The sequence below is a fragment of the Halobacillus sp. GSS1 genome (assembly GCF_017307035.1).
GTDB lineage: Bacteria > Bacillota > Bacilli > Bacillales > Halobacillaceae > Halobacillus > Halobacillus litoralis.
Window position 1 is genome coordinate 125,503 of record NZ_JAFLHE010000003.1, and the last position, 23,464, is coordinate 148,966.

The 23,464-nt window shown below is 44.7% G+C and carries 20 protein-coding genes; 14 read left to right on the top strand and 6 right to left on the bottom strand.

The window, feature by feature from the left end:
• The first annotated feature begins 58 nt into the window (after positions 1-58).
• The 7 genes from J0K78_RS09145 (at position 59) to J0K78_RS09175 (ending at position 7,811) form a co-directional block, all read left to right on the top strand.
• On the top strand, positions 59-1,570 hold the full coding sequence (locus J0K78_RS09145) for a malate:quinone oxidoreductase (protein WP_206946399.1): 1,512 nt from the start codon (positions 59-61) through the stop codon (positions 1,568-1,570).
• 214 nt (positions 1,571-1,784) lie between these two features.
• The gene (locus J0K78_RS09150) at positions 1,785-2,189 is read left to right on the top strand and encodes a VOC family protein (protein WP_206946400.1); all 405 of its coding nucleotides are present in this window, start codon (positions 1,785-1,787) and stop codon (positions 2,187-2,189) included.
• A 136-nt stretch (positions 2,190-2,325) separates the two neighbouring features.
• On the top strand, positions 2,326-2,523 hold the full coding sequence (locus tag J0K78_RS09155; RefSeq protein ID WP_242517801.1) for a hypothetical protein: 198 nt from the start codon (positions 2,326-2,328) through the stop codon (positions 2,521-2,523).
• A gap of 166 nt (positions 2,524-2,689) precedes the next feature.
• On the top strand, positions 2,690-3,952 hold the full coding sequence (locus tag J0K78_RS09160) for an MFS transporter (RefSeq protein WP_206946402.1): 1,263 nt from the start codon (positions 2,690-2,692) through the stop codon (positions 3,950-3,952).
• Positions 3,906-4,529: a TetR/AcrR family transcriptional regulator gene (locus J0K78_RS09165; protein ID WP_206946403.1), complete on the top strand. Its 624-nt coding sequence runs from the start codon at positions 3,906-3,908 to the stop codon at positions 4,527-4,529. Before J0K78_RS09160 ends, J0K78_RS09165 begins: the two co-directional genes overlap by 47 nt.
• An 87-nt stretch (positions 4,530-4,616) precedes the next feature.
• Positions 4,617-5,603, top strand: a complete 987-nt coding sequence (locus J0K78_RS09170; RefSeq protein WP_206946404.1) for an aldo/keto reductase — start codon at positions 4,617-4,619, stop codon at positions 5,601-5,603.
• Positions 5,604-5,972: 369 nt separating this feature from the next.
• A complete protein-coding gene (locus J0K78_RS09175; protein ID WP_206946405.1) occupies positions 5,973-7,811 on the top strand; it encodes a cell wall-binding repeat-containing protein in 1,839 nt (612 codons plus the stop codon).
• Between the two features lie 237 nt (positions 7,812-8,048).
• Here the strand turns inward: J0K78_RS09175 and J0K78_RS09180 are convergent, their stop codons facing one another.
• From J0K78_RS09180 to ahpC, 3 genes are all read right to left on the bottom strand, one after another.
• A complete protein-coding gene (locus J0K78_RS09180) occupies positions 8,049-9,926 on the bottom strand; it encodes an LTA synthase family protein (RefSeq protein WP_206946406.1) in 1,878 nt (625 codons plus the stop codon).
• 292 nt (positions 9,927-10,218) lie between these two features.
• Complete coding sequence (gene ahpF, locus J0K78_RS09185; RefSeq protein ID WP_206946407.1) at positions 10,219-11,754, bottom strand: alkyl hydroperoxide reductase subunit F; 1,536 nt, start codon at positions 11,752-11,754, stop codon at positions 10,219-10,221.
• Between the two features lie 14 nt (positions 11,755-11,768).
• Positions 11,769-12,332 carry an alkyl hydroperoxide reductase subunit C gene (gene ahpC / locus J0K78_RS09190; RefSeq protein ID WP_146814671.1) on the bottom strand — a complete coding sequence of 188 codons (564 nt, stop codon included), beginning with the start codon at positions 12,330-12,332 and terminating at the stop codon, positions 11,769-11,771.
• A gap of 387 nt (positions 12,333-12,719) precedes the next feature.
• On the opposite strand from ahpC, the gene J0K78_RS09195 reads away from it, so the two are divergent.
• The 5 genes from J0K78_RS09195 to J0K78_RS09215 all read left to right on the top strand — a co-directional run bounded on the left by J0K78_RS09195 (position 12,720) and on the right by J0K78_RS09215 (position 18,472).
• A complete protein-coding gene (locus tag J0K78_RS09195) occupies positions 12,720-13,463 on the top strand; it encodes a hypothetical protein (protein WP_206946408.1) in 744 nt (247 codons plus the stop codon).
• A gap of 86 nt (positions 13,464-13,549) precedes the next feature.
• Positions 13,550-14,380 carry a PRD domain-containing protein gene (locus tag J0K78_RS09200; protein WP_206946409.1) on the top strand — a complete coding sequence of 277 codons (831 nt, stop codon included), beginning with the start codon at positions 13,550-13,552 and terminating at the stop codon, positions 14,378-14,380.
• A 204-nt stretch (positions 14,381-14,584) separates the two neighbouring features.
• Positions 14,585-15,958 carry a sucrose-specific PTS transporter subunit IIBC gene (locus tag J0K78_RS09205; protein ID WP_206946410.1) on the top strand — a complete coding sequence of 458 codons (1,374 nt, stop codon included), beginning with the start codon at positions 14,585-14,587 and terminating at the stop codon, positions 15,956-15,958.
• Positions 15,959-16,060: 102 nt separating this feature from the next.
• Positions 16,061-17,017, top strand: a complete 957-nt coding sequence (locus tag J0K78_RS09210) for an aminoimidazole riboside kinase (protein WP_206946411.1) — start codon at positions 16,061-16,063, stop codon at positions 17,015-17,017.
• 3 nt (positions 17,018-17,020) lie between these two features.
• The gene (locus tag J0K78_RS09215; protein ID WP_206946412.1) at positions 17,021-18,472 is read left to right on the top strand and encodes a glycoside hydrolase family 32 protein; all 1,452 of its coding nucleotides are present in this window, start codon (positions 17,021-17,023) and stop codon (positions 18,470-18,472) included.
• Positions 18,473-18,548: 76 nt separating this feature from the next.
• Here the strand turns inward: J0K78_RS09215 and J0K78_RS09220 are convergent, their stop codons facing one another.
• A complete protein-coding gene (locus J0K78_RS09220) occupies positions 18,549-20,048 on the bottom strand; it encodes an esterase/lipase family protein (protein ID WP_206946413.1) in 1,500 nt (499 codons plus the stop codon).
• Positions 20,049-20,246: 198 nt separating this feature from the next.
• Here J0K78_RS09220 and J0K78_RS09225 point away from each other — a divergent pair, with 198 nt between their 5' ends.
• A complete protein-coding gene (locus J0K78_RS09225; RefSeq protein ID WP_160910569.1) occupies positions 20,247-20,615 on the top strand; it encodes a hypothetical protein in 369 nt (122 codons plus the stop codon).
• A gap of 54 nt (positions 20,616-20,669) precedes the next feature.
• Here the strand turns inward: J0K78_RS09225 and ymzB are convergent, their stop codons facing one another.
• Positions 20,670-21,011, bottom strand: a complete 342-nt coding sequence (ymzB, locus tag J0K78_RS09230; protein ID WP_160910570.1) for a protein YmzB — start codon at positions 21,009-21,011, stop codon at positions 20,670-20,672.
• Between the two features lie 238 nt (positions 21,012-21,249).
• Here ymzB and J0K78_RS09235 point away from each other — a divergent pair, with 238 nt between their 5' ends.
• Positions 21,250-21,942, top strand: a complete 693-nt coding sequence (locus J0K78_RS09235; RefSeq protein WP_206946414.1) for an LppM family (lipo)protein — start codon at positions 21,250-21,252, stop codon at positions 21,940-21,942.
• 14 nt (positions 21,943-21,956) lie between these two features.
• On the opposite strand, the gene J0K78_RS09240 is transcribed toward J0K78_RS09235, so the two are convergent.
• Complete coding sequence (locus J0K78_RS09240) at positions 21,957-23,417, bottom strand: DASH family cryptochrome (protein WP_206946415.1); 1,461 nt, start codon at positions 23,415-23,417, stop codon at positions 21,957-21,959.
• Positions 23,418-23,464: the final 47 nt, after the last annotated feature.

Consider the following 23,464-nt stretch of genomic DNA (forward strand, 5'->3'; position numbering starts at 1 on the left):
AATAATGATACACTGAACATAGATAAAAATATCTGATAATAGGGAGAATGAAAGGGAAATGAGCAAAAAATACTCGAAGACAGACGTGATTTTAATTGGTGCAGGGATCATGAGTGCGACATTGGGATCCTTGCTTAAAGAGTTAGTACCGGACTGGAATATTCGTGTTTTTGAAAGGCTCGGAAGTGCAGGGGAAGAAAGTTCGAATGTATGGAACAATGCAGGCACAGGCCATGCTGCCCTTTGTGAGCTGAATTACACGAACGAAAAGCCCGACGGATCGATTGATATGACAAAAGCCATTAAAGTAAATGAACAGTTTCAAGTCTCCAAGCAATTTTGGTCTTATCTCGTAAAAAACAACCGAATCAGTAACCCGAATGATTTCATTATGCCATTGCCTCACATGAGTTTCGTTCAGGGAGAGAAAAATGTGGACTTCTTGAGAAAGCGCTTTAACACGATGTCTCAGAACCCATTGTTCAAGGACATGGAATTTTCCGATGATCCGGATAAACTGGAAGAATGGATTCCGCTAATTATGAAGAACCGCACGATTACTGAACCCATTGCCGCAACAAAGATTGATGCGGGAACAGATGTGAACTTCGGTTCGTTGACGCGGAAGATGTTTGATCATCTCGAAAAAGAAGACCTTGAAATCAACTATAAGCATAGTGTAGAAGATATCAAACGTGCGGAAGACGGTTCTTGGGAAGTGAAAGTACGCGATCTTCAAAACGATAAGATGGAATTTCATAAGTCCAATTTTGTCTTTATCGGTGGCGGGGGCGGAAGTCTGCACTTGCTTCAAAAAACAGGCATTCCAGAATCCAAACAGATCGGCGGATTCCCTGTCAGTGGTTTGTTCATGGTGTGCAACAATCCGGAAGTGATTGCCGAACACCGCGCGAAAGTGTATGGCAAAGCGAAAGTCGGTGCCCCACCGATGTCCGTGCCGCACTTGGATACACGCTTTATAGATGGCAGGGAGAGCTTGCTTTTCGGACCTTTCGCCGGCTTCTCGCCGAAGTTTTTGAAAACAGGATCACTGCTTGATTTAATTACATCCGTCCAAAAGGATAATTTAGCTACAATGGTCGCAGCAGGTGTGAAGAACGCTTCCTTGACGAAATATCTAATTGAGCAGGTCATCCAATCGAAGGAAAAACGTTTGGAAGAACTGCGTGAATTCATCCCTACAGCTAAAGCAGAGGACTGGGATCTCGTCACCGCAGGTCAACGTGTGCAGGTGATCAAGGATACCGAAGGTGGAGGAAAAGGAACCCTTCAATTTGGAACCGAAGTTGTCAGTTCCGCAGACGGCTCCATTGCTGCCCTCCTAGGTGCCTCTCCAGGAGCATCGACAGCTGTTTCAGTCATGCTTGAGCTGATGGGGAGATGTTTCCCAGAGCAGCTGAAGGAATGGGAACCGAAAATCAAGGAGATGATTCCTTCTTACGGGCAACCACTAGTGGAAAATCCAGAATTAATTCGTGAAATTCATGCGACGACTGAAGATACGCTTGAGCTGACGGAAGAACAGGAAGAGAGTCCTGTGAACATTTAAAGGGAGTTAAAAGTGCCTTTTTCCATCAAGATGGAAAGGCACTTTTTTTATGATCCTTTGGCAAATGTTCTGTCATTCTTATTCAGTCCAAAGTTGTACCCGGACTTCATTCTTTCCGCTAATGAGCTTTCCTTCTGAATCAGTTACGATTGGTTTTAAAAGAGGGCTTTCCAGTTCCTATCAAGGAGTGCTCGTTATAATGGGAGGAAAATGAATGAAATTCACAAGTTTTGAAGCATCACAAATAAGAATGGCGAGACCAACGGATCAATTCGAAAAAGTGATCGATTTTTATGAGTCTGGACTTGGGTTAGAGAGACTGACAGACTTTTCAGGGCACAGAGGATACGAGGGAGTGGTGTATGGATTACCCGGGCTCCCTTATCACCTCGAGTTTACTAGACATGAAGCGGGCAGCCCCTGCCCTGCGCCCACGAAAGATAATTTGCTGGTATTTTATATAGAAAATCGTAATGAGGTGTTGAATACAGCTGAACGACTACAGGATATGGGGTACAAGGAAGTAGAATCTGAAAATCCCTATTGGAAGGAAAAAGGGATAACCATTGAAGATCCAGATGGTTGGAGAGTCGTTTTGATGAATACGTTAGGGATTTAAAATGGGAATGAGAGCAAGGATGAAGAAACCGCTATGCTTTCCTCTTTCTTTATTACTGCCCGATAATTCTAGCTTAAATGGATTGTTTTACAAGGGGGCGGTTTGAAATAATGAAAATCTGTAAGGAGGGGTGTGCATGTTATTTTTCATTGTTCTCGCCTGCATGTTATTAGGTTGGTTGATTATGATGACTGGGCCATTAATAGGAGGAATTATCACTTTTGGTATTGTTGTAGGCTGTTTACTCAGGGGATTGTATCTCATTAGTGACATACATAAACAACTAGTCAAAGGTGAAAGAGAAGGAGAATCAGCTGAGAAAAAGGCTCAGTGATTATAAGTGGGATGGAAAAAGCATGGAAGTGGAAGCTCACTCCATGCTTTTTTTGTTGGGCGATTTCATCCTTTTTTAAAAAGCAGTTGCAAAACGACATCAGTGTCGATATAATGGAATTAATAAAAACGACATCAGTGTCGTTTAATTGAGAGGGGCTCAACCTATGGAACGCTTATGGAAAAACAAAGGGTACATGACCTTGATGTCTGCTCAAGCCATTTCGAGCATCGGCGACTGGCTTAGTATTGTTGCGATTATCACGTTAGTTGGATTGAAGTGGGATGCATCACCGCTTGAAGTATCGTTCATCTTCTTGTGTCTGGCTTTGCCGATGGCCTTGTTTGGGCCGATGGCTGGAATGGTGGCTGACCGCTTCAGCCGGAAAACGCTTATGATTATCTCTGACGTTGTCAGGGCAGCTCTGATTCTAATTTTGACGGTTGCGACATCGCTCTGGATGGTCTATGCAACCCTTCTGACGATTGGGATTTTCTCTGCTGTTTTCGTACCTGCGAAAAATGGGAAACTTAAAGAAGTAGTGCCAGAAGAAGATATGAAGGGGGCCATGTCCATTACTTCGATGATTGATTCCTCTACGAAAATCCTCGGTCCTCTCGTCAGTGGATTACTGGTTGCGATCTTTGGGGCACAGCAGGTATTCATCATCGACTCGGCCACGTTTGCTGTGTCCGCGGTTCTCCTTATGTTTGTTCCGAATGCGATCCAGTTAGAAATTCAGGAAAAAGAAAAAGAGGACACTTCATTCAGCGAAGAGTTCGCCCTTGGTTTTTCTTTCATCAAATCTAATCGCTTCATGATTACAGGTTTGGTCCTTGTCGGGCTCAGCCTACTGATTCTTCAATCCGCTGATTCGCAGTTAATCGTCTTAATCCGTGAGCTGACAAACGCTTCTCCGGACCTGTTTGGGTATCTTGTCACAGGTTCAGGGCTAGGCATGTTTGCAGCTGGTTTTTTACTAGCGAAGAAAACCGACTACCGCTCTTATCCCCTTATGCTTCTAGGGGTTTGTGGAATAGGAGCAAGCTTCGGTATTATGGGGGTCCTTACCTATTATGACCTCGGTTATTCCATCCTTTGGGGACCCGGACTTGGATTCACGGCTGGTTTCTCGGCAAGTTTCATTTTTGTTCCATTCCAGGCGACGGTCCAGGTGAACACGCCTGTTCATATGACAGGCCGCGTGTTTGGGGTTATCAATAGTGTCATGACGACGGCTACGATTATCGGCCCACTTGTCGGAGGATGGATCGCAACAATAATCGGCGTCATTCCGACGTTTACGATTACGGCAAGTCTCCTTGTCCTAGTATCCATGATTGGATTTGTAACAAAAAGAAAAGTAGAGAGAGGGAATGCGCATGTCTCCGCGAGTGAGCAAGGAACACCTGAAGCAACGCCGAGCTGATATTTTGAAAGCAGCAAGAAACGTCTTCATCGAACATGGCTATGAGCACACGACGATGAAGCACGTCATGGAGGCTGCTGGTGTCAGCCGGGGTGGGCTATATCAGTATTTTTCAAATAAAGAAGATTTGTTTGAAGCTCTTCTTGAAGAAGGACTCACGGGCGAAGGGGGAGCGACAGAGGCTTCTCTGGGAAACGTAGAATCTTACTGGGATTCGCTTATGCAGCTTTTGTTCGGAGAAGACGGAAGTCCTGATACAGAAATGGATCCACTCGCACCAAGTAAGTTAGAGTTTTTTATCACGGGACGGAACGATGAACGCAGGCGTGCCTATGGGGAAAAGAGGTATGAAATGGGACTGCGTATGTATGATGAACTCATTAAAGCAGGACAACGTTCCGGTGAATTTAGTGACCGCTATGAAAGTGATCTGATTGCTCGGTCGATTATCACTTTCGTTGATGGTCTTGCCCTCGACCATGCGATGCTGCCGGAAGAGAAGGTGAAGCTGAAAGAGCAGTCGGCCATGTTTGTGGAATATTTGAAAATGGCATTGGATGTATCCTCCTCACGATGAGGGGGATTTTCTATATTTGTATGCATGTTTGATGTGCAGAATAGTTGGATATACAACTATATGATTCGACCAAAGGAGGAATCACATATGAAATCACTGGAGAATGCATTGAAACATAAAGTAGGGCTCGGCACAGCGCCTTTAGGGAATATGTTCAGGGATGTTCCGGAAGGAGAAGCACGTGAAACGATCCAAACCGCCTGGAATCAGGGTGTTCGCTATTTTGACACCGCCCCATTCTATGGAGCTGGTTTAGCAGAAATGCGTGTCGGTGACGTGTTATCGAAGTACAACCGTGATGACTATGTGTTAAGCACAAAAGTTGGCCGTTATATGACGGATGAAACAGAAAAGAACGAAGGGCTTTTTGAACATGGCCGGAACAATAAAGTCATTACCGACTATACTGAGGACGCAACAAAGAGGTCCATTGAGCAGAGCCTGGAACGATTGAAGACTGATCGTCTAGATATGGTCTTCGTACATGACGTTTCTCCTGATTTCCACGGTGACGAATGGGTGGCCAAATTCGAAGAAGCGAGGACAGGAGCTTTCCGTGTATTGTCACGTCTTCGCGAAGAAGGCGTCATCCGCTCGTGGGGCCTCGGCGTCAATACGACAGAACCGATTGAACTTGCCATGGAACTTGAGGAAACAAGACCGGATGTCTGCTTATCCGCAACGCAATATACGCTTCTGCAGCACGACCGTGCGCTGCAACGCATGATGACAATGGCTGAAGAGAAGGACGTAGACATCGTAGTGGGCAGTCCTTATAATTCCGGTGCCTTGTTTGGTGGAGAGCACTACAACTATGAAAATGCCGGAGCCGATATCATTGGACGAGTGAATCAATTGAAAGAGATTGGCGATAAGTACAATGTGCCCTTAAAAGCAGCTGCACTCCAATTTTCAACAGCCCATCCAGCTGTAAAATCTGTTATTCCTGGATCGACGCGACCGGATCGGATTAAGGAAGATCTGGAGATGATTCAGCGGGATATTCCGAAAGCATTTTGGGAGGAACTTGTGGAGAGAGGGTTTGTTTCAACGCTTGCACCTCTGCCTTTCTAATTAAGATAAGTTAAAGGAAAAAGGAGGCATTAGCATCTTCCCTCTTTCTTTGGACTTAATTACAAGTTCAGGAGAAGAAGTAACTTCTACAAATGAATATTTGAGTGACAAGCTAAATTTTTAAGATGTAGGCACAATTAAAAGAAGTGCCCACTCATATCCATAGCATAGTCCCCCTATTTGTAAGGGGGTGACTATGCTTTTTCTTTATTCTCTACCACATCTATAATAGTTTCTTTCTGTACTTATTCCTCTATGAATGATAGTAATATTTTGGGTATTTATAGTATAAATGTCTGGCCTGTCCTTCCATTTTTAAGTAGAAATGGTAGTATAATAGATGCGTATATTAGCTCAAGGAGGATTTTAATGAAAAAAATAATCGGGTTATTTCTAACACTAACACTTGTGTTTAGTTTATTTCCTTACCAGGCGTTTGCAGCGGTTGGTGACTCTGTAACACTGGCAGCCAATGAAAATTATCCATGTGCGAAAAGTGATGCTGAGGTAACATGCAGTGATATTAATGAGATGTTAACAGAGAGCGCTTTAGAACGTGGCATCCCGCCGGAAGTAGCCAAAGCTGTTGCATTTGCGGAATCTACTTGGAAGCAATGGGTAGATGAGGATCAAACGGAACCAAATATCCAAGACGATGGTGGTATTGGCATCATGCAGGTAACCGATGGCGGATATGATGTAGGGAAATTGAAGAACGATATTCAATACAACATCAACGTTGGTCTTGATATTCTGAATGATAAATGGAATCTTGGTGTCCGTGGTGTAATTCCAACAGTCAACGATAACTCCAAAGACACTATTGAACACTGGTACTTCGCCGTTCTCGCATATAATGGAGTGAAAGAAGTGAACAGTCCAATTAAGCGTGAGGATGGAGAAGTAAACGAGTCCGCTTATCAGGAAAAAGTATTTGGCGTAATTGAGGAATATAATAATGGACTGGAGTTAAAGACGCTCCCTTTAGAAAAAGACGACTTTACATACGACCCGAATGACAAAGATACGACTCTAAACTTCAATAAAATGCTCTATCAAGTGCCGGCTCCTTTAACAAGTTCAAGGCAGATGTATAAAGCTGAAGATAAAGCTTTGACGATTGAAGGAACGATGCTGAGAGATACAAAGAATGGACAAGGCGGAGAGAAGCTTGAACAACGGGAAGTCGTAGACATTAAAGATGCGACCATTTTTTATGATACTTCTGATCAATCACCGGGACGTCACTGGGTTCGCTATCATGTGAAGCTTGAAGACGGACGTGAAGGTTTTGTCGCTTCGGGTGCAATTGAGCCAGTGACTTCACGTTTAAAAGGTGAAACACGAATTGAAACAGCTATCGATATTTCTGAGAAGGGATGGCAGAATGGCGCCGATACGGTTGTGTTAGCCAAAGCTTTCGATTTTCCAGACGCATTGGCAGGTGCTCCGTTAGCCTATAAATATGATGCACCTATCCTTTTGACACGTACCGGTTCATTGAATCCTTCAACAAAAGAAGAGATTGAGAGACTTCATGCTGATCGAGTGATTATTCTTGGCAGCGTAGGGGCTGTAAGCAAGGACGTAGAAGATGAATTAACAGCAATGAATTTGGAAGATGTGACACGAATTGGCGGTAAAGATCGTTATGAAACAGCTCATATGATTGCAGATAAGCTCGGCTCTGATAAAGGCGAAGTCGTGTTGACTACAGGCCTGAATTACCCGGATGCCCTGGCGGTTGCTCCTTATGCTGCGCGTCAAGGTCTTCCAATACTATTGACCCGTCCCCAATCTGCTCCTGCCGCAACGAACGATGCTCTTAAGGACCAATCCCAAGTATATGTAATTGGTGGGAATGATGTGGTCAGTGATGCTGTCCTTGAAGAAATTAATGGCAGGGTGGACCGGATTTCCGGTCCTACACGTTTTGAAACGGCTGCTGACATCATCGATACCTTTGATCTTGGTAATCAACAGGCGCTTGTTGCAACGGGATACAACTATGCGGATGCTTTAACTGGTTCGGTGCTTGCTGCAAAGAAAAACGCACCACTTTTATTAGTAAGAGAAGATAATATACCTGCCGCAATGGAGAAGACGATTAGTGCGAGACAGATTCACAACTATATCCTCCTTGGAGGGTCTGATGTTGTAGACGTGGCCGATCCATTGGCTGAATTAGCTGAAAATATGATGCAGTAATGAAAGAGAACCGGAGCTGACTCCGGTTCTTTTTGTTGAATAAAAGCCTTACGAAATTGCTGGGAGTAGGATTCCTTACATGATCCTAATGACTTGATTCGTGGATTGTGGACGGCTATGCATTGTGAATTTTTCAAATTTGTTCTCTTTATGTATCAAGTATAAGGAGTATCAATTAGATTATTTTATTATGCTTTTAAATAAAAAGCCCCTTCTCTATAAGAGAAGGGGAATCCATCATTTAAAGCTTTCAAAGTAGGCGTCAGACCACTGAAGGAGTTTAAGGATATCTTTACGTTCATCTTCAAATTGCGAGGATGGGTTCTCAAACTCATTCTCAATCCTCTCATTGGATGCTAAATCAATAATGCGTTCATCAAAACGACTGTTCTTAGCGATAAAGAATGCATTTTTATTAAAGAACGAGCTTGTAGGTACGTAATAGCGCATCCCCAGAAGGTTATCGGAATAATGCCAGAGGTTATGGCCGAAGTAAAGGGTATTCGGCTCAACTCCCAAAAGGTTAAGGAGTGTCGGCATCATATCAATTTGTCCGCCAATATGATCTACAACTCCTGACACTTCTTCTTTTCCTGGCACACCTACGATGAACGGAATATTGAAGCGGTTTAATAACGAATAGCGGTCACCGATAAAGTCTTCCAGTAAATCCTGATCTTCACTTTTCAGTAATTTTCCGTGTAAACCAGAATGGTCTCCATATAGGGCTATAACAGAATTATTCCATAACCCTGAATCTTTGAGGTCTTGGAAAAAATCACCCAGGGATTGATCAGCATAATGGACCGACTGCATGTAGTTTCCGGTCAATGTACCTTCATAAGCGGCAGGAAGATCGAGTCCCTCTTTATCCTTTGGCATTTCGAACGGAGTATGGCTGGTTAAACTCAATACATGAGCATAGAAATTCTTATGGTTGGAAGAGATCTCTTTTATAACATCCATAGATCTTTCGTAAAACAAACCATCCGAAGGACCAAAGCCAACGGTGTCTTTTTCTCCATAAAATTCTTTTGCATAATAGTCATCAAACCCAAGAGCAGGGTACAGTTCGTCACGATTCCAGTATGTCACAACATCTGCATGCATGGTTACGGAGTGATAACCTTGATCTCCCAGCATACGTGGAAGGGAAGGAAGCTGCATGCCGCCTACCTGCTCCGTAGTTGCTTGATTTCCAAGCGGATACAGGGACGTGTTCATCAAGAATTCCGCATCGGATGTGTTTCCTGAACCAATTTGTTGATACACATCGGAAAAATATAGACTGTCCTCAAGCCATTGATTAATCGTGGGTGTGATTTCCTGCCCATTAATGGATTTTCCAATTACGAAACCTTGCAGAGATTCAATTTGAATCACAATAAGATTACGGTCTTTGGCAATACCAAAATGTTCGTGTTCTTTCATTGGTACATAATCATTACCTTTAAGTTCCTGGATACGTTTGAGTGTTACGTTTTGTTCTTCACCAGTAAAGGCAAGGGCCGTTTCACTATTTGAATTTTCATGGTAATACTGGATGAATTGGGTTTGGAAGAATCCATTTTCTTTAGCAAATAAAGCATTATCCAAAACCATTTCACTTTTGTTCATTTGGAAATTCACTATGGTCACAACCAAACTCATTACCAGTACCCCGGTCATTGCTAATTTTGAGGTTTTAATTGATGGGTAAGACCACTTCCTCGAGAAAAACCATAGAACAACAAGAAGGAGGAAATCTGAAAAGAAAATAAGGTCTGTTTTGTCAAAGAGCATCCACATACTCTCATTCACACTGCCTACCTGATTCAACTGGGATAGATCATAATAGGTAGGAATGGTACTGAAATATCTTTCATAAATGAGCATTCCTACAAACAATGCGGATAAAAGTAAATCAAGGAAAATATACAGAACAAGCTTTCCGCGTTTGAAAATTAATTCAAAGGTAGACATAACGATCAGGACCAGGCTCATTTCAAACCACAAGCTTGCAAAAGGATTGAAGTCGTATAGGAGCCAGTACCTTAGAAGAATAAACTTTAATGTAAGTACGACAGTAAAAAAGAAGAAGTAACTCTTTATAAATCTTTTAAATGATTCTTTCATAGTAGACACACCTCAACACTAGTTTATCTAAATGTTAAGTTTATGTAAATATTTTGTAAAGTTTAATGCGTCGAAAGGAGCAGAGGGGTAGGATATGAGAACGTAATTAAAAACTGGAATTAAAAAAGGAGGGACGATGGTCACCTCCTTTTTGTATGAATTAATAAATGAAAATAATTTAGAAAAATTGAGAATACAACCTTATCTATGATTCGTTAATACCTCACTAATATTTAAAGATAGCTATAAAAAAAGAGGTATAGGGCGGGTCCCTATACCTCGTCTATTCGAATTAGTTCCGAATCAAGTAATCAAACGCTCCAAGCGCCGCGTTTGCACCATCACCCATAGAGATGATGATTTGATTGTACGGGCTATCGGTGACGTCACCAGCAGCAAATAAACCAGGTACATTTGTAGCCCCGTTTTTATTTGTGATGATCTCACCGATGCGGTTCTTTTCAACAGATTCGTCCATCCATTCGGTGTTCGGTACAAGTCCGATTTGAACGAAGACACCTTGAAGGTCGATGTGCTGCTCTTCCCCTGATTCACGGTCGATGTATGTGATTCCATTTACATTGTCATCGCCGGTGATTTTTTTGGTTTGAGCATTTGTTTTCACTTCAGCATTTGGAAGACTGTTCAAGCGTTCTTGTAGAACTTCATCTGCTTTTAGTGAGTCTGCGAATTCCAGCACAGTTACGTTTTGCACGATACCGGCAAGGTCTATCGCTGCTTCGACACCAGAGTTTCCTCCGCCGATGACGGCAACGTCTTTGCCTTCAAACAATGGCCCGTCACAGTGTGGGCAGTAGGCGACACCTTTGTTTTTGTACTCGTCCTCACCAGGTACGCCTAGTTGACGCCAGCGTGCACCTGTGGAGATGATAACGGTCTTACTTTTCAGCACCCCGCCATTTTCGAGTTCAAGCTCAAATAAGTTGTCGTCGTTCTTCTGCAAGCTTTTCGCACGCTGAAGGTTCATGATATCGATCTCATAATCTTTCACGTGTTCTTCAAGGCTTGCCGCAAACTTCGGACCTTCTGTACTTTTCACACTGATGAAGTTTTCAATCGTCATCGTATCAAGGACTTGTCCCCCGAATCGTTCAGCAACGATTCCGGTACGGATGCCTTTTCGTGCAGAGTAGATCGCTGCACTTGCGCCTGCAGGGCCACCACCGATGACAAGAACCTCATATGGCTCACGGTTCGTGAATTCCTCTGGAGATGGGCCTTCACTGATTTTAGCAACGATTTCTTCAAGCGTCGTGCGTCCACCACTGAAGAATTCTCCGTTAAGGTGTACAGAAGGAACAGCCATGATGTTTTTCTCTTCTGCTTCTTCTTTAAACGCCGCACCGTCGATCATCGTGTGCGTAATGTTCGGGTTCAGCACGCTCATGATATTCAGGGCCTGAACAACATCCGGGCAGTTGTGACAGCTCAAGCTGACATACGTTTCGAAATGAAACTCACCGGAAATGTTAGTGATTTGGTCGATCATCGTATCATCGATTTTCGGAGCTCTACCGCTCACTTGCAGCAAAGCAAGAACCAAGGACGTGAATTCATGACCAAGCGGAACACCGGCAAACGTAACGCCTGTTTCTTCTTGAGGGCGGTTCACGCTGAAGCTTGGTGTGCGTTTTAATTCTGTGTTTTGTGCTGTGATTTTCGGTGACATGGATGCAAGCTCATCCGTGAGAGCCAGCATGTCACGGGAGACCTTATCGTCCCCCGCGCTGACTTTCAGTTCGATGTCACCTTCTAAAAGCTTTAGATACTCTTCTAATTGTGCTTTTATTTGTGCATCGAGAACCATTTATTTTCCACTCCTTAAATTTTGCCGACTAGGTCAAGGCTTGGTGTTAGTGTTTCTTCGCCTTCTTCCCATTTTGCTGGGCAAACTTCGCCAGGATTGTTGCGTACATATTGAGCTGCTTTGATTTTGCCGATCAGGCTGCTTGCATCGCGGCCGATTCCGCCAGCATTGATTTCTACTGTTTGGATAACGCCATCTGGATCGATGATGAATGTACCGCGCTCAGCTAGTCCATCTTCTTCGTTCAGTACGTCAAATTGACGGGAGATCTGCTGAGAAGGGTCACCGATCATGGAGTAAGTGATTTTGTTGATTTTTTCAGAAGCATCGTGCCAGCCTTTGTGTACGAAGTGAGTATCTGTAGAAACAGAGTAAACTTCAGCACCTAGTTCTTTTAGTGCATCATAGTTGTTTTGTAGATCTTCAAGTTCTGTTGGGCAAACGAAAGAGAAGTCAGCTGGGTAGAAGCAGACAACGCTCCATTGTCCTTTGAAGTTTTGTTCTGATACGTCAACGAAATCACCGTTTTTGAATGCTTTCGCCTGGAATGGTTGTACTTCTTTACCGATTAGAGCCATAGTAGAATTCCTCCTGTAAAGTATGTTTGAGTAGCTGCTGGATTGTTGCAGCTTTTTATAATAATTCTAATTCAGTAGCTATTATTATATAAAATCGAGTATTTGTCAACAAAGACAAAAATCTGTCGAAAATTTATTCTTAGCTGGCTGAATGAGAATGATTATACAAAAATTTCTCACGTTTTCTAGTGTAACAAGAAATAGAGAAAGGGTTTAGTAATTAGCCTTCCCGATTTTCATTTAATATAGAATCATATTGAGGAAATAATTTCATGTGAACTTCTTTTTTCTTTTGTTCGGGTTATGTAAAGGATGGAAGGAAAATACAGGGGATTGGCAGATGGTGTCGAATAGTATATAAGCAGTTAAATAAAGAGGAGGATGAGAATGACCGAGGATAAGAAAAATGTAGTGGCTTTTGCGCAGCCTTCCAAACAGACGGCTCCTTTTCGTCATGGACCGCCGTTATCAGAAGAAGTCGTAGACGCGTTTTTGCCTGAGCTATACAATGAATTTGTTTCATTTATAGTGGAAAGGGTGGGAGAAGTGTACCGGCCGTTATTGATGGAGTTTGTGGAGGATCACGATCCCCCGGAAGACAAACGCCTCGTGCTTGAGTTGAACTTATTTTGGTGGAGGGTCCTATATGATGTTACTGAAAATGAGAGCGTAAGCTTTGTAGAAGATTTTTGTGTTGAACGGAAGCAAGGTTTAAAGCAAAACCCTTTGATGAAATCATGGCTTGAAGAATGGGAGAAAGCGACTCCTAAATTCTATTATATCGGAGAGAAGTTCGGAGCCAATGCTTTTGTAGCTGTGGACATGGTCACAGATGAAACGGTGGAGGTGGTCCTCATTGATAGAAAGATGAAGGAGCCTGAAAGAGGCAGTGTTGTTGTAGGTACGCTCATTCCAATGGGAGATGCTCTCTATTTTCCAGTTACCAGTTTCTATTGTTTTGACCCAGAAGTGAGTAAAGAAATAGCCCGGCCGCTTTTATACCATTATAAAAAGCAGCTGGTAGAATCGCCCGTGCTTGAGGGATTCGTCCATGTCCTCTCCACTGCTTTACAAATGGAACGTATGATTTTAGAAAAAACCACACCTTCTTTTCCTCTTAAGAGCCCCTAATTTCCCTCATCACCCATTCCTGTGTCATAGAAGACTCTCTTCGTGGTAGTATTGAAGGAGTAACCATTTGAGCGGAGGAGCTTACTATGCGCATTTTCAGAATTCTGAACAACAACGCGGTCGTTGTTTATGATGGTCCACAGGAGAAGATCGTCATGGGGAAGGGCGTCGCTTTTCAAAAGAAGCGGAATGATATTGTACCGAAACATAAAATCGAAAAGATCTTCCTCTTACGAGACCAGTCCTCAGAAAAGTTCCAACAACTATTATCCACCTTACCGGAAAAGCATATTGAAGTGGCTGAGCGAATCATCAGTCATGCGGAAGGATATTTGGAAGCCCCTTTGAATGATCATATCCATATCGCGCTCACCGACCATTTGTCGTTTGCGTTGGAACGCCTGGAGCAAGGGTTTCCGATCCAGAACAAATTGACAAATGAAATTAAGTTTTTATATAAGAAAGAATTCGAGGTCGGGATGTGGGCGAAAGAAGAGATTAAGCGCGAGATTGGTGTAGAAGTTCCGATGGATGAGGTCGCGCACATTGCCCTTCACGTTCATACCGCCAAAATGGATGCGCCGTCGATGAGTGAATCGTTGCAGACGGCGACCATTTTGCGTGATTTTGTTGAGCAGGTCGAGACGATTGCTGGACTTACCATCGAAGAGACGAGCATCAACTATCAACGTTTAATCACCCATCTTCGCTTTGCGTTGAATCGTGTGGAAGAGGGCAGCAACTTCGAACCGATCGATGAAGATATGTTGGAGCTGATTCAAACGAAATATAAGGAAGCTTATGAAACATCAGAGAAGGTAGCAGGATTTTTAAAGGAAGAGTATGGGGTTGATTTTCCAAATTCTGAAATTGCCTACATTGCTCTGCATATTCAGCGGCTTTTGAATGTAAATTAATTTTATTAAGGGATTGACGATAGCGTTTTCATTGGTTAGAATGAAGTTGTTCAAAGTTGAATAAAGCAGGATTGTTACTGGTGAAGCAGGCAAGACCTAAAATGTGTAGAGTTGGCTAGGTGACTCGTGTATGCGAATGACCTACCCACACTGTGCGCGTTTTAGGTCTTTTTTATTTTCTAAAAATGACAAGGAGGAAGTATTATGAATCATAAAGAAGTAGCTGAACAATTGGTTTCGTTGCTTGGTGGCAAGGATAATGTAGTCAGCGCCACTCACTGTGCCACACGTTTACGGCTCGTCATTGACGATGAGAGTCAAATCGATAAAGCAGCCATTGAAGACCTCGATGGGGTCAAAGGGGCGTTTTCAAGTTCCGGTCAGTTCCAAATCATTTTTGGTACAGGAACCGTCAACAAAGTATTCACCCATTTCGGTCCAATGGTAGGGGCTTCAGTGGAAGAAGAGGAAAATGATAAATCCGTGTCTCACAAGGATGCGGCGAAAAGTAAAATGAACCCACTGGCACGTTTTGCCCGGACGTTATCGAACATCTTCGTTCCAATCATCCCGGCAATCGTTGCTGCGGGTATGCTGATGGGGCTGCTCGGCCTGATGAACACATACAACTGGGTGGATCCTGAAAGTGGAATGTTCGTCATGCTTGATATGTTCTCATCTGCCTCCTTCATCATTCTGCCGATCTTGATTGGTTTTAGTGCTGCGAAGGAATTTGGAGGGAACACGTATTTAGGTGCGGTTATTGGTGGAATTATGACCCATCCGAACCTTTTGAACCCTTGGGGACTTTCTGATGCTCAACCGGAAACACTAGATTTTCTGGGCTTTGGTGTTGAAATGCTCGGGTACCAGGGAACGGTTATTCCCGTTCTATTGACCGTTTATGTGATGGCAAAAATGGAGCGAGCTTTTCGCAAGGTTGTTCCGAATGCGATCGATCTATTACTCACGCCTTTCTTGACAGTTATTTTCACAGGGTTTGTTGCGTTGCTGGTCGTGGGACCACTTGGTCGTACCCTCGGTAATGGACTGACTTCTGTGCTTGGCGTTGTGTATGACACGGCAGGTCCGATTGCCGGACTGATTTTTGGTGGTTTATACTCCACAATCGTACTGACAGGTGTGCACCACAGTTTCCACGCTATTGAAGCGGAACTGTTGAATGTTGGCGGGAACTACTTGCTTCCGATTTGGGCGATGGCGAACGTAGCTCAAGGGGGAGCGACGATTGCGGTCTTCTTCAAGACGAAAAGCAAGAAAACGAAAGAGATTGCTCTTCCGGCAGGCATCTCTGCTTTTCTTGGAATTACGGAACCTGCGATTTTCGGTGTGAACTTGAAGTACCGTCGTCCGTTCATCGGAGCGGCCATTGGTGGTGCGCTGGGTGGCGCTTATGTTGTGTTCACAAAAGTGATGGCGAACGGAATCGGTCTGACTGGTTTACCGATGTTCGCGATTGCCCAGGACCCAATTAATTATGGAATCGGCTGTTTAATTGCAATCGGTGGATCCATCATTGCGACGCTTCTGCTCGGATGGAATGAAGATACGAAATAATAGCGGCGGATCCTTACTAGTCTTACGGCTGGTAAGGATTTGTTTTGCATTGGTGAATGAAACATAATAAAGCTAGAGAACATTTTTTGAGGAGGATGAATGATGAAAAAAGGTGTCATTTCGCTTGGGGAAGCATTGATCGATTTTATCCCGTTAGATCAAGACAATACAAACTATCAAAAGAGTCCAGGAGGAGCGCCGGCGAACGTTTCTGTAGGTGTCGCGAGACTTGGAGCGACGTCTACCTTCTTAGGAAAAGTCGGCGATGACGTGCTCGGTCGTTTTATGAAAAAAACGCTCACGGACTACGGGGTGCAGACACACCGTATGTTTCTGACGCCGGAGGTGAGGACTGGCGTTGTTTTTGTAACGAATGCCGAGGACGGGGAACGGAGCTTTGACTTTTACATCCATCCGAGTGCCGATCAGTTCCTGGAAGCAGAGGAGATCGACGTTTCAGATTTCGATACTCATAAAGTGCTTCACTTCGGTTCGATCTCAATGATTGGTGAGACGGTCAAAGAGGCGACGCGCCATGCGGTTTCCTTGGCGAAAGAAAAAGGGATGGTCGTCTCCTATGATCCGAACTTACGCCTCCCTCTATGGGACTCAGAGGAACAAGCGAGAGAAACGATTCAGTCGATGCTTTCAGAAGCAGACCTTTTGAAAATATCGGAGGAAGAACTGGAATTCATCACAGGCGAAACGGACATTGAACGTGGGCTTGAAAAGCTTGCGGGTTACGACATTCCTTTGACACTGATTACAATGGGTGGAGAAGGCAACTATGTGTGTACATCTGATGGAATACAACATGTCCCTGCAATGAAAGTGAAAGCGGTCGATACGACAGGTGCAGGCGATGCGTTTGTTTCGGGTATGTTGTACTCCTTGAATGAGTATGAAGGCGATATCGCTGCCATCACGCTACCGGAAGCAGTGAAGATGGCGAGATTCGCAAGCGTATCCGGGGCGCTTGCGGCATCGACGAAAGGTGCGATGACAGCCCTTCCGACAAAGGAAGAAGTGATGAAGCACCTTGAAGAGGCAGGCGAGTAAGTGATGAGTAAAGATCAGGAATTGCGCCGGTCAGCCTTTGAAGAAATGGAAAAGTACCAGAATCTTGTGGAATCGGACCCTTATCGTCTGCACTATCACATCATGCCACCCGTCGGTTTGTTGAATGATCCAAACGGCTGGATTCAGTGGAACGGGACCTATCATTTGTTTTATCAGTGGATGCCTTTCAAAACCGGTCATGGGGCAAAGTTCTGGGGTCATTATTCGTCCGAGGATCTCGTTAACTGGAAACATGAAGATATTGCTCTTACGCCCTCTGAATGGTTTGAGAAAAATGGCTGTTATTCAGGATCTGCGATTGAGAAAAATGGCGAGCTTTATGCTTTTTACACAGGGAACGTGAAGGATGAGGCAGGCAATCGCGAGTCATATCAATGCCTTGCTGTGTCCAAGGACGGCATTCATTTTGATAAAAAAGGACCGGTTGTACACATGCCGGAAGGGTACACGGCACATTTCCGTGATCCGAAAGTGTGGGAGCAGGATGGTTCTTACTTTATGGTCGTCGGCGCTCAGACGGAAGCTTTAAAAGGGGCAGTTGCCCTGCTTCGAAGTGAGGATTTACGTGAGTGGACCCATATTGGAGTCTTAGCCGGCGGGGGAGAAGGGCGTCTTGCCCAGTTCGGCTATATGTTCGAATGCCCGGATTTGTTTGAGCTGGGTGGCGTGGACGTGCTGGTTTTTTCACCCCAGGGGCTTGAGCCTGAAGGAATGAAGTATCAGAACGTCTATCAAGCAGGCTATGTTGTCGGGGCCTTTAATTCTAAGAATGGTTCCTATGAGCATGGCGATTTTTATGAGCTGGATCACGGCTTTGATTTTTATGCACCTCAGACAACCGAAGATGAACACGGCCGCCGAATTTTGTTCGGCTGGATGAGCGTGCCGGATCAGGATGAACAGGAACACCCGACTGTGAAGCATCAATGGCTCCATAATATGACCCTGCCTCGTGAACTGAAGCTTATGGATGGACGAGTCTACCAGACACCCGTAGTGGAGCTTGAAGGTTTACGTAAGGATGATGGGGTGGAGCGAGAAGTAGTGCTTACTCAGGAGACCCTTGAGGTGGACGGTGTCAAAGGTAAAGCGGTAGAGCTTAAACTTGAAGATATCGATGTTTCTGAAGGTTGGTTCGCACTTGAAGTCGGAGGTGCTGCACGTCTCGTTTATTCCCGTGAGCAAAGAATTTTCACATTGGAACGAGAAAGTTACGTGAATGGTGTCGTTGAGAAGCGGCAGACAGAAGTTGCTGACTTGAAGGACATGCACGTCTTTATCGATACATCATCTGTAGAAGTGTTTGTTAACGGAGGCGCTCATGTCTTTACCGCCCGCTTCTACCCAGCACCCAACAACGACAGTATCCAATTCACTGCATCAGACAAAACATCCCTGAACCTCAAAAAATGGAATTTAGGGAAAGTGTTTTAATTTCCATTATCTGTATGACCTGGTGCACCAATAAATGTAAAAAGACGCCCTGCGATATGTAGGGCGTCTTTTTTGGTTATGGGGTGTACAGTTTTCCTTTGTCGTCGATATAAACGGACTGTATGATGGTCCGTTCGAGAGGAGTACCATCGTAGGTTCCTTTCACGTCAATGGTCATGTTATAGACCCCTTCCCCAAGACTTGGAATCTTAAAGTCTTTCCCATTCTTCTTGGCCTGCATCTTCTTCTCTTTCAACTTTCCATTTTTATCATAGTACTCGATGGTCATATCGGTGTTTACGTTCAGCTTTTTGTGTGCTTTCACCTTCATTTGGTTTCCTTCCACTTCACTACTTAGCATGGCATCGACGGGACTTTCGTAGGCTGTGTTCAGGAGGTAGCTTTCTTTTTGGTCGGCTTTCGTTTCGAGTGTCCATTTCCCGGATTCCGGATTTTTAAGGGTGATGCTATGGTGATACGCCCCGTCGAAAAATTCCGTATCGTCTGCCGTTACATCGAAGTCGGCATACGTTTTATTACTCGGTGATTGGAGTGTTAAGGAGGTGTCTTTATGGTCACTGATCCAGTCGAAGGTGACCGATGACACTCCTTTTTCAACTGCTACCCTTTCCTTGTGTGTCCCCACATATTCCCCACCGGTAACGTAATGCCCGGCAGAGGCCCCCACTTCTTCCTTGACGGCAGCTGTCTCGAAACTTGCTATAGAAGCCGAATAGGCCATACTTTCATTCAGATAATCTTTAAAGAGGTTAAAGGTGGACGATCCTTCTTTGATGGTCGTGTGATCCCATCTTCCTACACTAACTTCAGTAGCATAAGGAAGGCGAGAGCTTTGGACAGTTACAGCGCCGTCATTGCTTCCATAGGAGCTTAAATAAAGACCACCCCAATAGAGAGCGCTTCCAAAACTGCCCCATTTCGTGCCACCGAATGTGTAAAAAGGAGTGTTGTACACATTGGGCTGATTATCGGTTACGGAGCGGTAATAATCCATATAGCCGGTTTGGAGCGAGTAGGTTCCATCATTTTTACTTCCTATGATGCCGGCAAGCCACCCCGCCCAGCTGCTGTAGGCGAGGTCTGCGAGTTGTGAGCCGCGGTGGGGGGAGGATAATGTAATGACACGTTCGATATACGGATCGGCACCGTAATGCACGAGAGCAGACTGGGTATCCACCCCGCCTTTACTATGGGCGACGACGACAACTTTTTCCCCGAAGTAGTTATAGATCTCCTTGACCTTCTCTGCTAAAAGGGCGCCGTTATCCCACATGCTTTTGCCAGCATTAAGGTCGATGAAAGCTGTTTCATAGCCGCTTTGGTAGGCGGTTGTGTACATATTATTGTTCACATACCAAGTGTCTGAGGAGCTGTTCAATCCGTGTACAAAAAGAATGGGGTGTGAGTTAGCAGTGATTGAGGAGGGGGTTTCTCCGACATACCATTCACCTGGGTTACCCGAGGCACCATCCTTGATCGACCCGGCCAAACTGACAGATGGTACGCTGAGAAAAAAGGCTGTAAAAACGATGAACCACTTCTTAAAATTAAGCATTGCCTGTCTCCTTTAACAAAAGTTTTTGGGAGTCGTGAACGTGATCTGTGAGGTGTCTCCTTCTATACCATTCGTTGCAGGTAGTTCATTTCCTCCATTTGGAAGATAGGAAGTTTTGTTGAAATATGTTCCTTAGACCTTCCGCTTTCAAGTTGGCTCACATAGGATATACCATGAGCAAATGGGGGAGGAATGAGGATGTCCCACAGAATCACTTCAGGCAACCGTCTTCTTTTCGTCACAGAACCAGGCGGGCAGGTCGTCGAGGAAGGACAAACGGTCGATTTGACGGAAGAATATCCGGCGGGCATCGATGTCAGCCCTTTTTATACGATCCGGGTGGCTGGAGGAAACCGGGTGGTCTCAGAAGGAGCGGTCACGTTCAAGTTACTTATGAAAGTCAACCAGGTTAGTTTTTTGACCCTCGATCAGATTACGGTTTATCCGGGAGAAAGGTTCAACCGTACCTATAATGTTCCGGGGATCGGCCTTGGAATTAAAGCGGAAGCAGAAAACGGCTCGGGTGTGGATGCCGTTGATTTAGTGGTGATCGGGTTTAAATTTTAGAATACAAAGAACGACCTAAAAAAGGACGCCTCTACTAAAAGACGTCCTTTTGCTTTATTCCTTTTCAATGGTGTAAGTCCCTCGTGAGGTTTCCAAAGTGAAGCGGTCATTCAAATACTGGTATCGAGTCGAATCCTCCAGGGGAATTTCATAATAGGCAGACGGCAGCGGCTGGGCGCTTTGCGCATCGGTTTCTGTTTGACCTTGGCCGTGTAAGTATAGGGCATGCATTGGAGTGTAATCGTCCAGCCTGCGTGTGTGGGTCTCATATGAGATATGATCAAGGTTCATGGTGATGGTATCTTCATCACGTAGTTCGTGTTTTTGAATGCGTATGTCTTCTCCCTGCCATTGTTGCAAGCGCTGATTGAATTCTTCGATAGTTAAATCGTTCATGCTGATCCCTCCTGCGTTTATCTTTTCCACCAGGGTCGTAAACATGCAGGTGATACTTTCTATATCATGGTAAAATGAAGGCAGATCAGTCATACCAGTTCTGATATTGCCCCACTTTGCGGATATATCCATTCAACAGAGAATATATCAATAAAAGGTAGAATCGAATAGCTGAATTTGGAATTTACCAATGAAAGGATTTTGCTTACATACCATTCAGATGAAGGGGGCGTCCACCTTGAGGAAAACAGGACAAGTTTTAGCCGTGATCCTTTTGCTCACTTTTTTAACGGCGTGCGTGGAAGGGGATCTGAAGTTGAAGATCGATAAAGATGGAAGCGGCGAACATACGATTACGGCAGGCGTCGAAGAAGAAACGTTGAGTCGCTTCGGAGGCCGTGCTGAAAATATGATGGATTCCGTCACCGGGGAGCTTGAGTCAAAAGGTTACGAAGTGGAATCCTATAAGAAGAATGGCTTCACTGGTTTTCGGGCCAAAAAGCACTTTGAGGATGTACAGGAGATGGAAGTCCTGCCTGTGTCCACTGGTATGACAGAAGCAGGTGTTTCGCCTGCGATCGGCAATGTTCCCGTCGAAATGACGACAGAAGGCGGGATTTTCACAACGACCTATAAAGTAGAGGCAGCGCTTGACCTGTCTAATTCCGGTGTCATCGGAGGCATGCAGTCACTCGTGGCCGATCAGTTGGATCTTACGTTCACCCTTGACCTTCCTATAAAACCGAAGTCACATAATGCGGATCGTGTGGATGGCGACGTTTTGCAATGGGACATCCGGGCAGCCGGAGAAACGAACATGATGGTGGAGATGGTTGTACCGAATGTGAAAAATATCATCATTGCAGCGGTTGCAGCAATCATCATATTAGCTCTGGTCTTCTTCTTCATTCGAAAACAACGCCGCAAATAGAAAAAACTCCCGGATTAACGGGAGTTTTTTTGTGCTTGGGCAAATTCGTGTTTTCTTTTTTTCATGGATTCGTACAAATCTACAATAGGCAGCGGATAGTCTTCTCCCAGAATAACTCCGTACTGTTCCTGTTCGATCATCCCCATCTCTCTAGGCTGGTGGATCCATGGTGCTGGAAGCTCCCTTAATTCAGGCAGCCAGTGGCGCAAATAGGAACCATCTGGATCGTAGTCGAGGGACTGCTTTTCTACATTGAACGCTCGGAAAGGCACAGCATCATTTCCTACTCCTGCGATATAAAGCCAGTTTCCGTAGTTGCTGGCAACATCATAATCCACCAGTTGCGATTCAAACCACGCCGCCCCGATGCGCCAATCCAATCCGAGATTTTTTGTGAAAAAGCTGGCGGCGTTCTGCCTTGCGCGGTTGGACATAAATCCTGTTTTCTTCAGTTCTCTCATAGCGGCGTCGACGAGTGGGTACCCAGTCGTGCCATCCATCCAGCGGAACAGAAGCTCTTGGTCGTCATGCCAGGGAATACGTGCTTTTTTAATCCCCGCAGCATGGAAAATTTGATCGCCATATTTACGGTGCACCAGATGAAAGTAATCGCGCCATAACAGTTCAAAGTAAAGCATATACGTGGACTCATTTTTTCCGTATTTCTTTTCATAGTTGCGAATCTGGTCAAGGACGACCTTTGGGGACAGACATCCGTTCGCAAGGTAGGGAGAAAATTTAGAGGAGTCATCTTCCCTCAGCATCCCATTCCTTGTCTCCTTGTAGACCTTCATCCGATCGGCATTGAAAATATAATGAAGCAGACGTTCTTTGGCTTTAGACGAGCCTCCAGGGTAACGCGGAGGCCTGTCCAACTCCCCTAAACCAAGCTCCTGCAAAGTAGGAATCTCCCCTTCAGGAAAACCCGAAGGCAAAGTTACACCACGGACAGATGCTGGTATGGATATTTCTGTAATACCTGGTACACCACTTTTTTCCAAACCCTTACGAAACTGTGAAAAGGTGTCTGGGAGTTCGCTGGTGCTAAAGGGCAGGTCTCTTGGTGGATAGAGGTTATGGCCGTGGTCAACGGTAAAGGTGGTATGGGGAAGTCGTTCACGGACTTCTCGCTCAACGGAAATTTCTTCACTGCCGATCTCTTCATGGAGGAACACCTGTTGTATATTGAAACTCTTTGATATGGATGTGAAAACTTCTTCAGGAGCTCCATGCCTCACGAGCAGGGGCACACCTAATTGAATTAAGTTCTGCCGCAAGTCTGCCACACTTTCCCTGATGAATTGAGCACGATGTCTGCCGGTTTTTGGAAATCCATAGGGAAGCGTTCGATATAAGGTTTGATCAAATACATAAACAGCGAGAACCGGAAGCCCGTGGGAAGAGGCGCGTAACAATGGACGGTGGTCGTGCACGCGTAAATCATTTCGGAACCAGACGATGACGCAGGATTCCATTCAATCGCCTCCTTTTTTGTCTAGTGTACTCCCTCTGTGATGGTGCA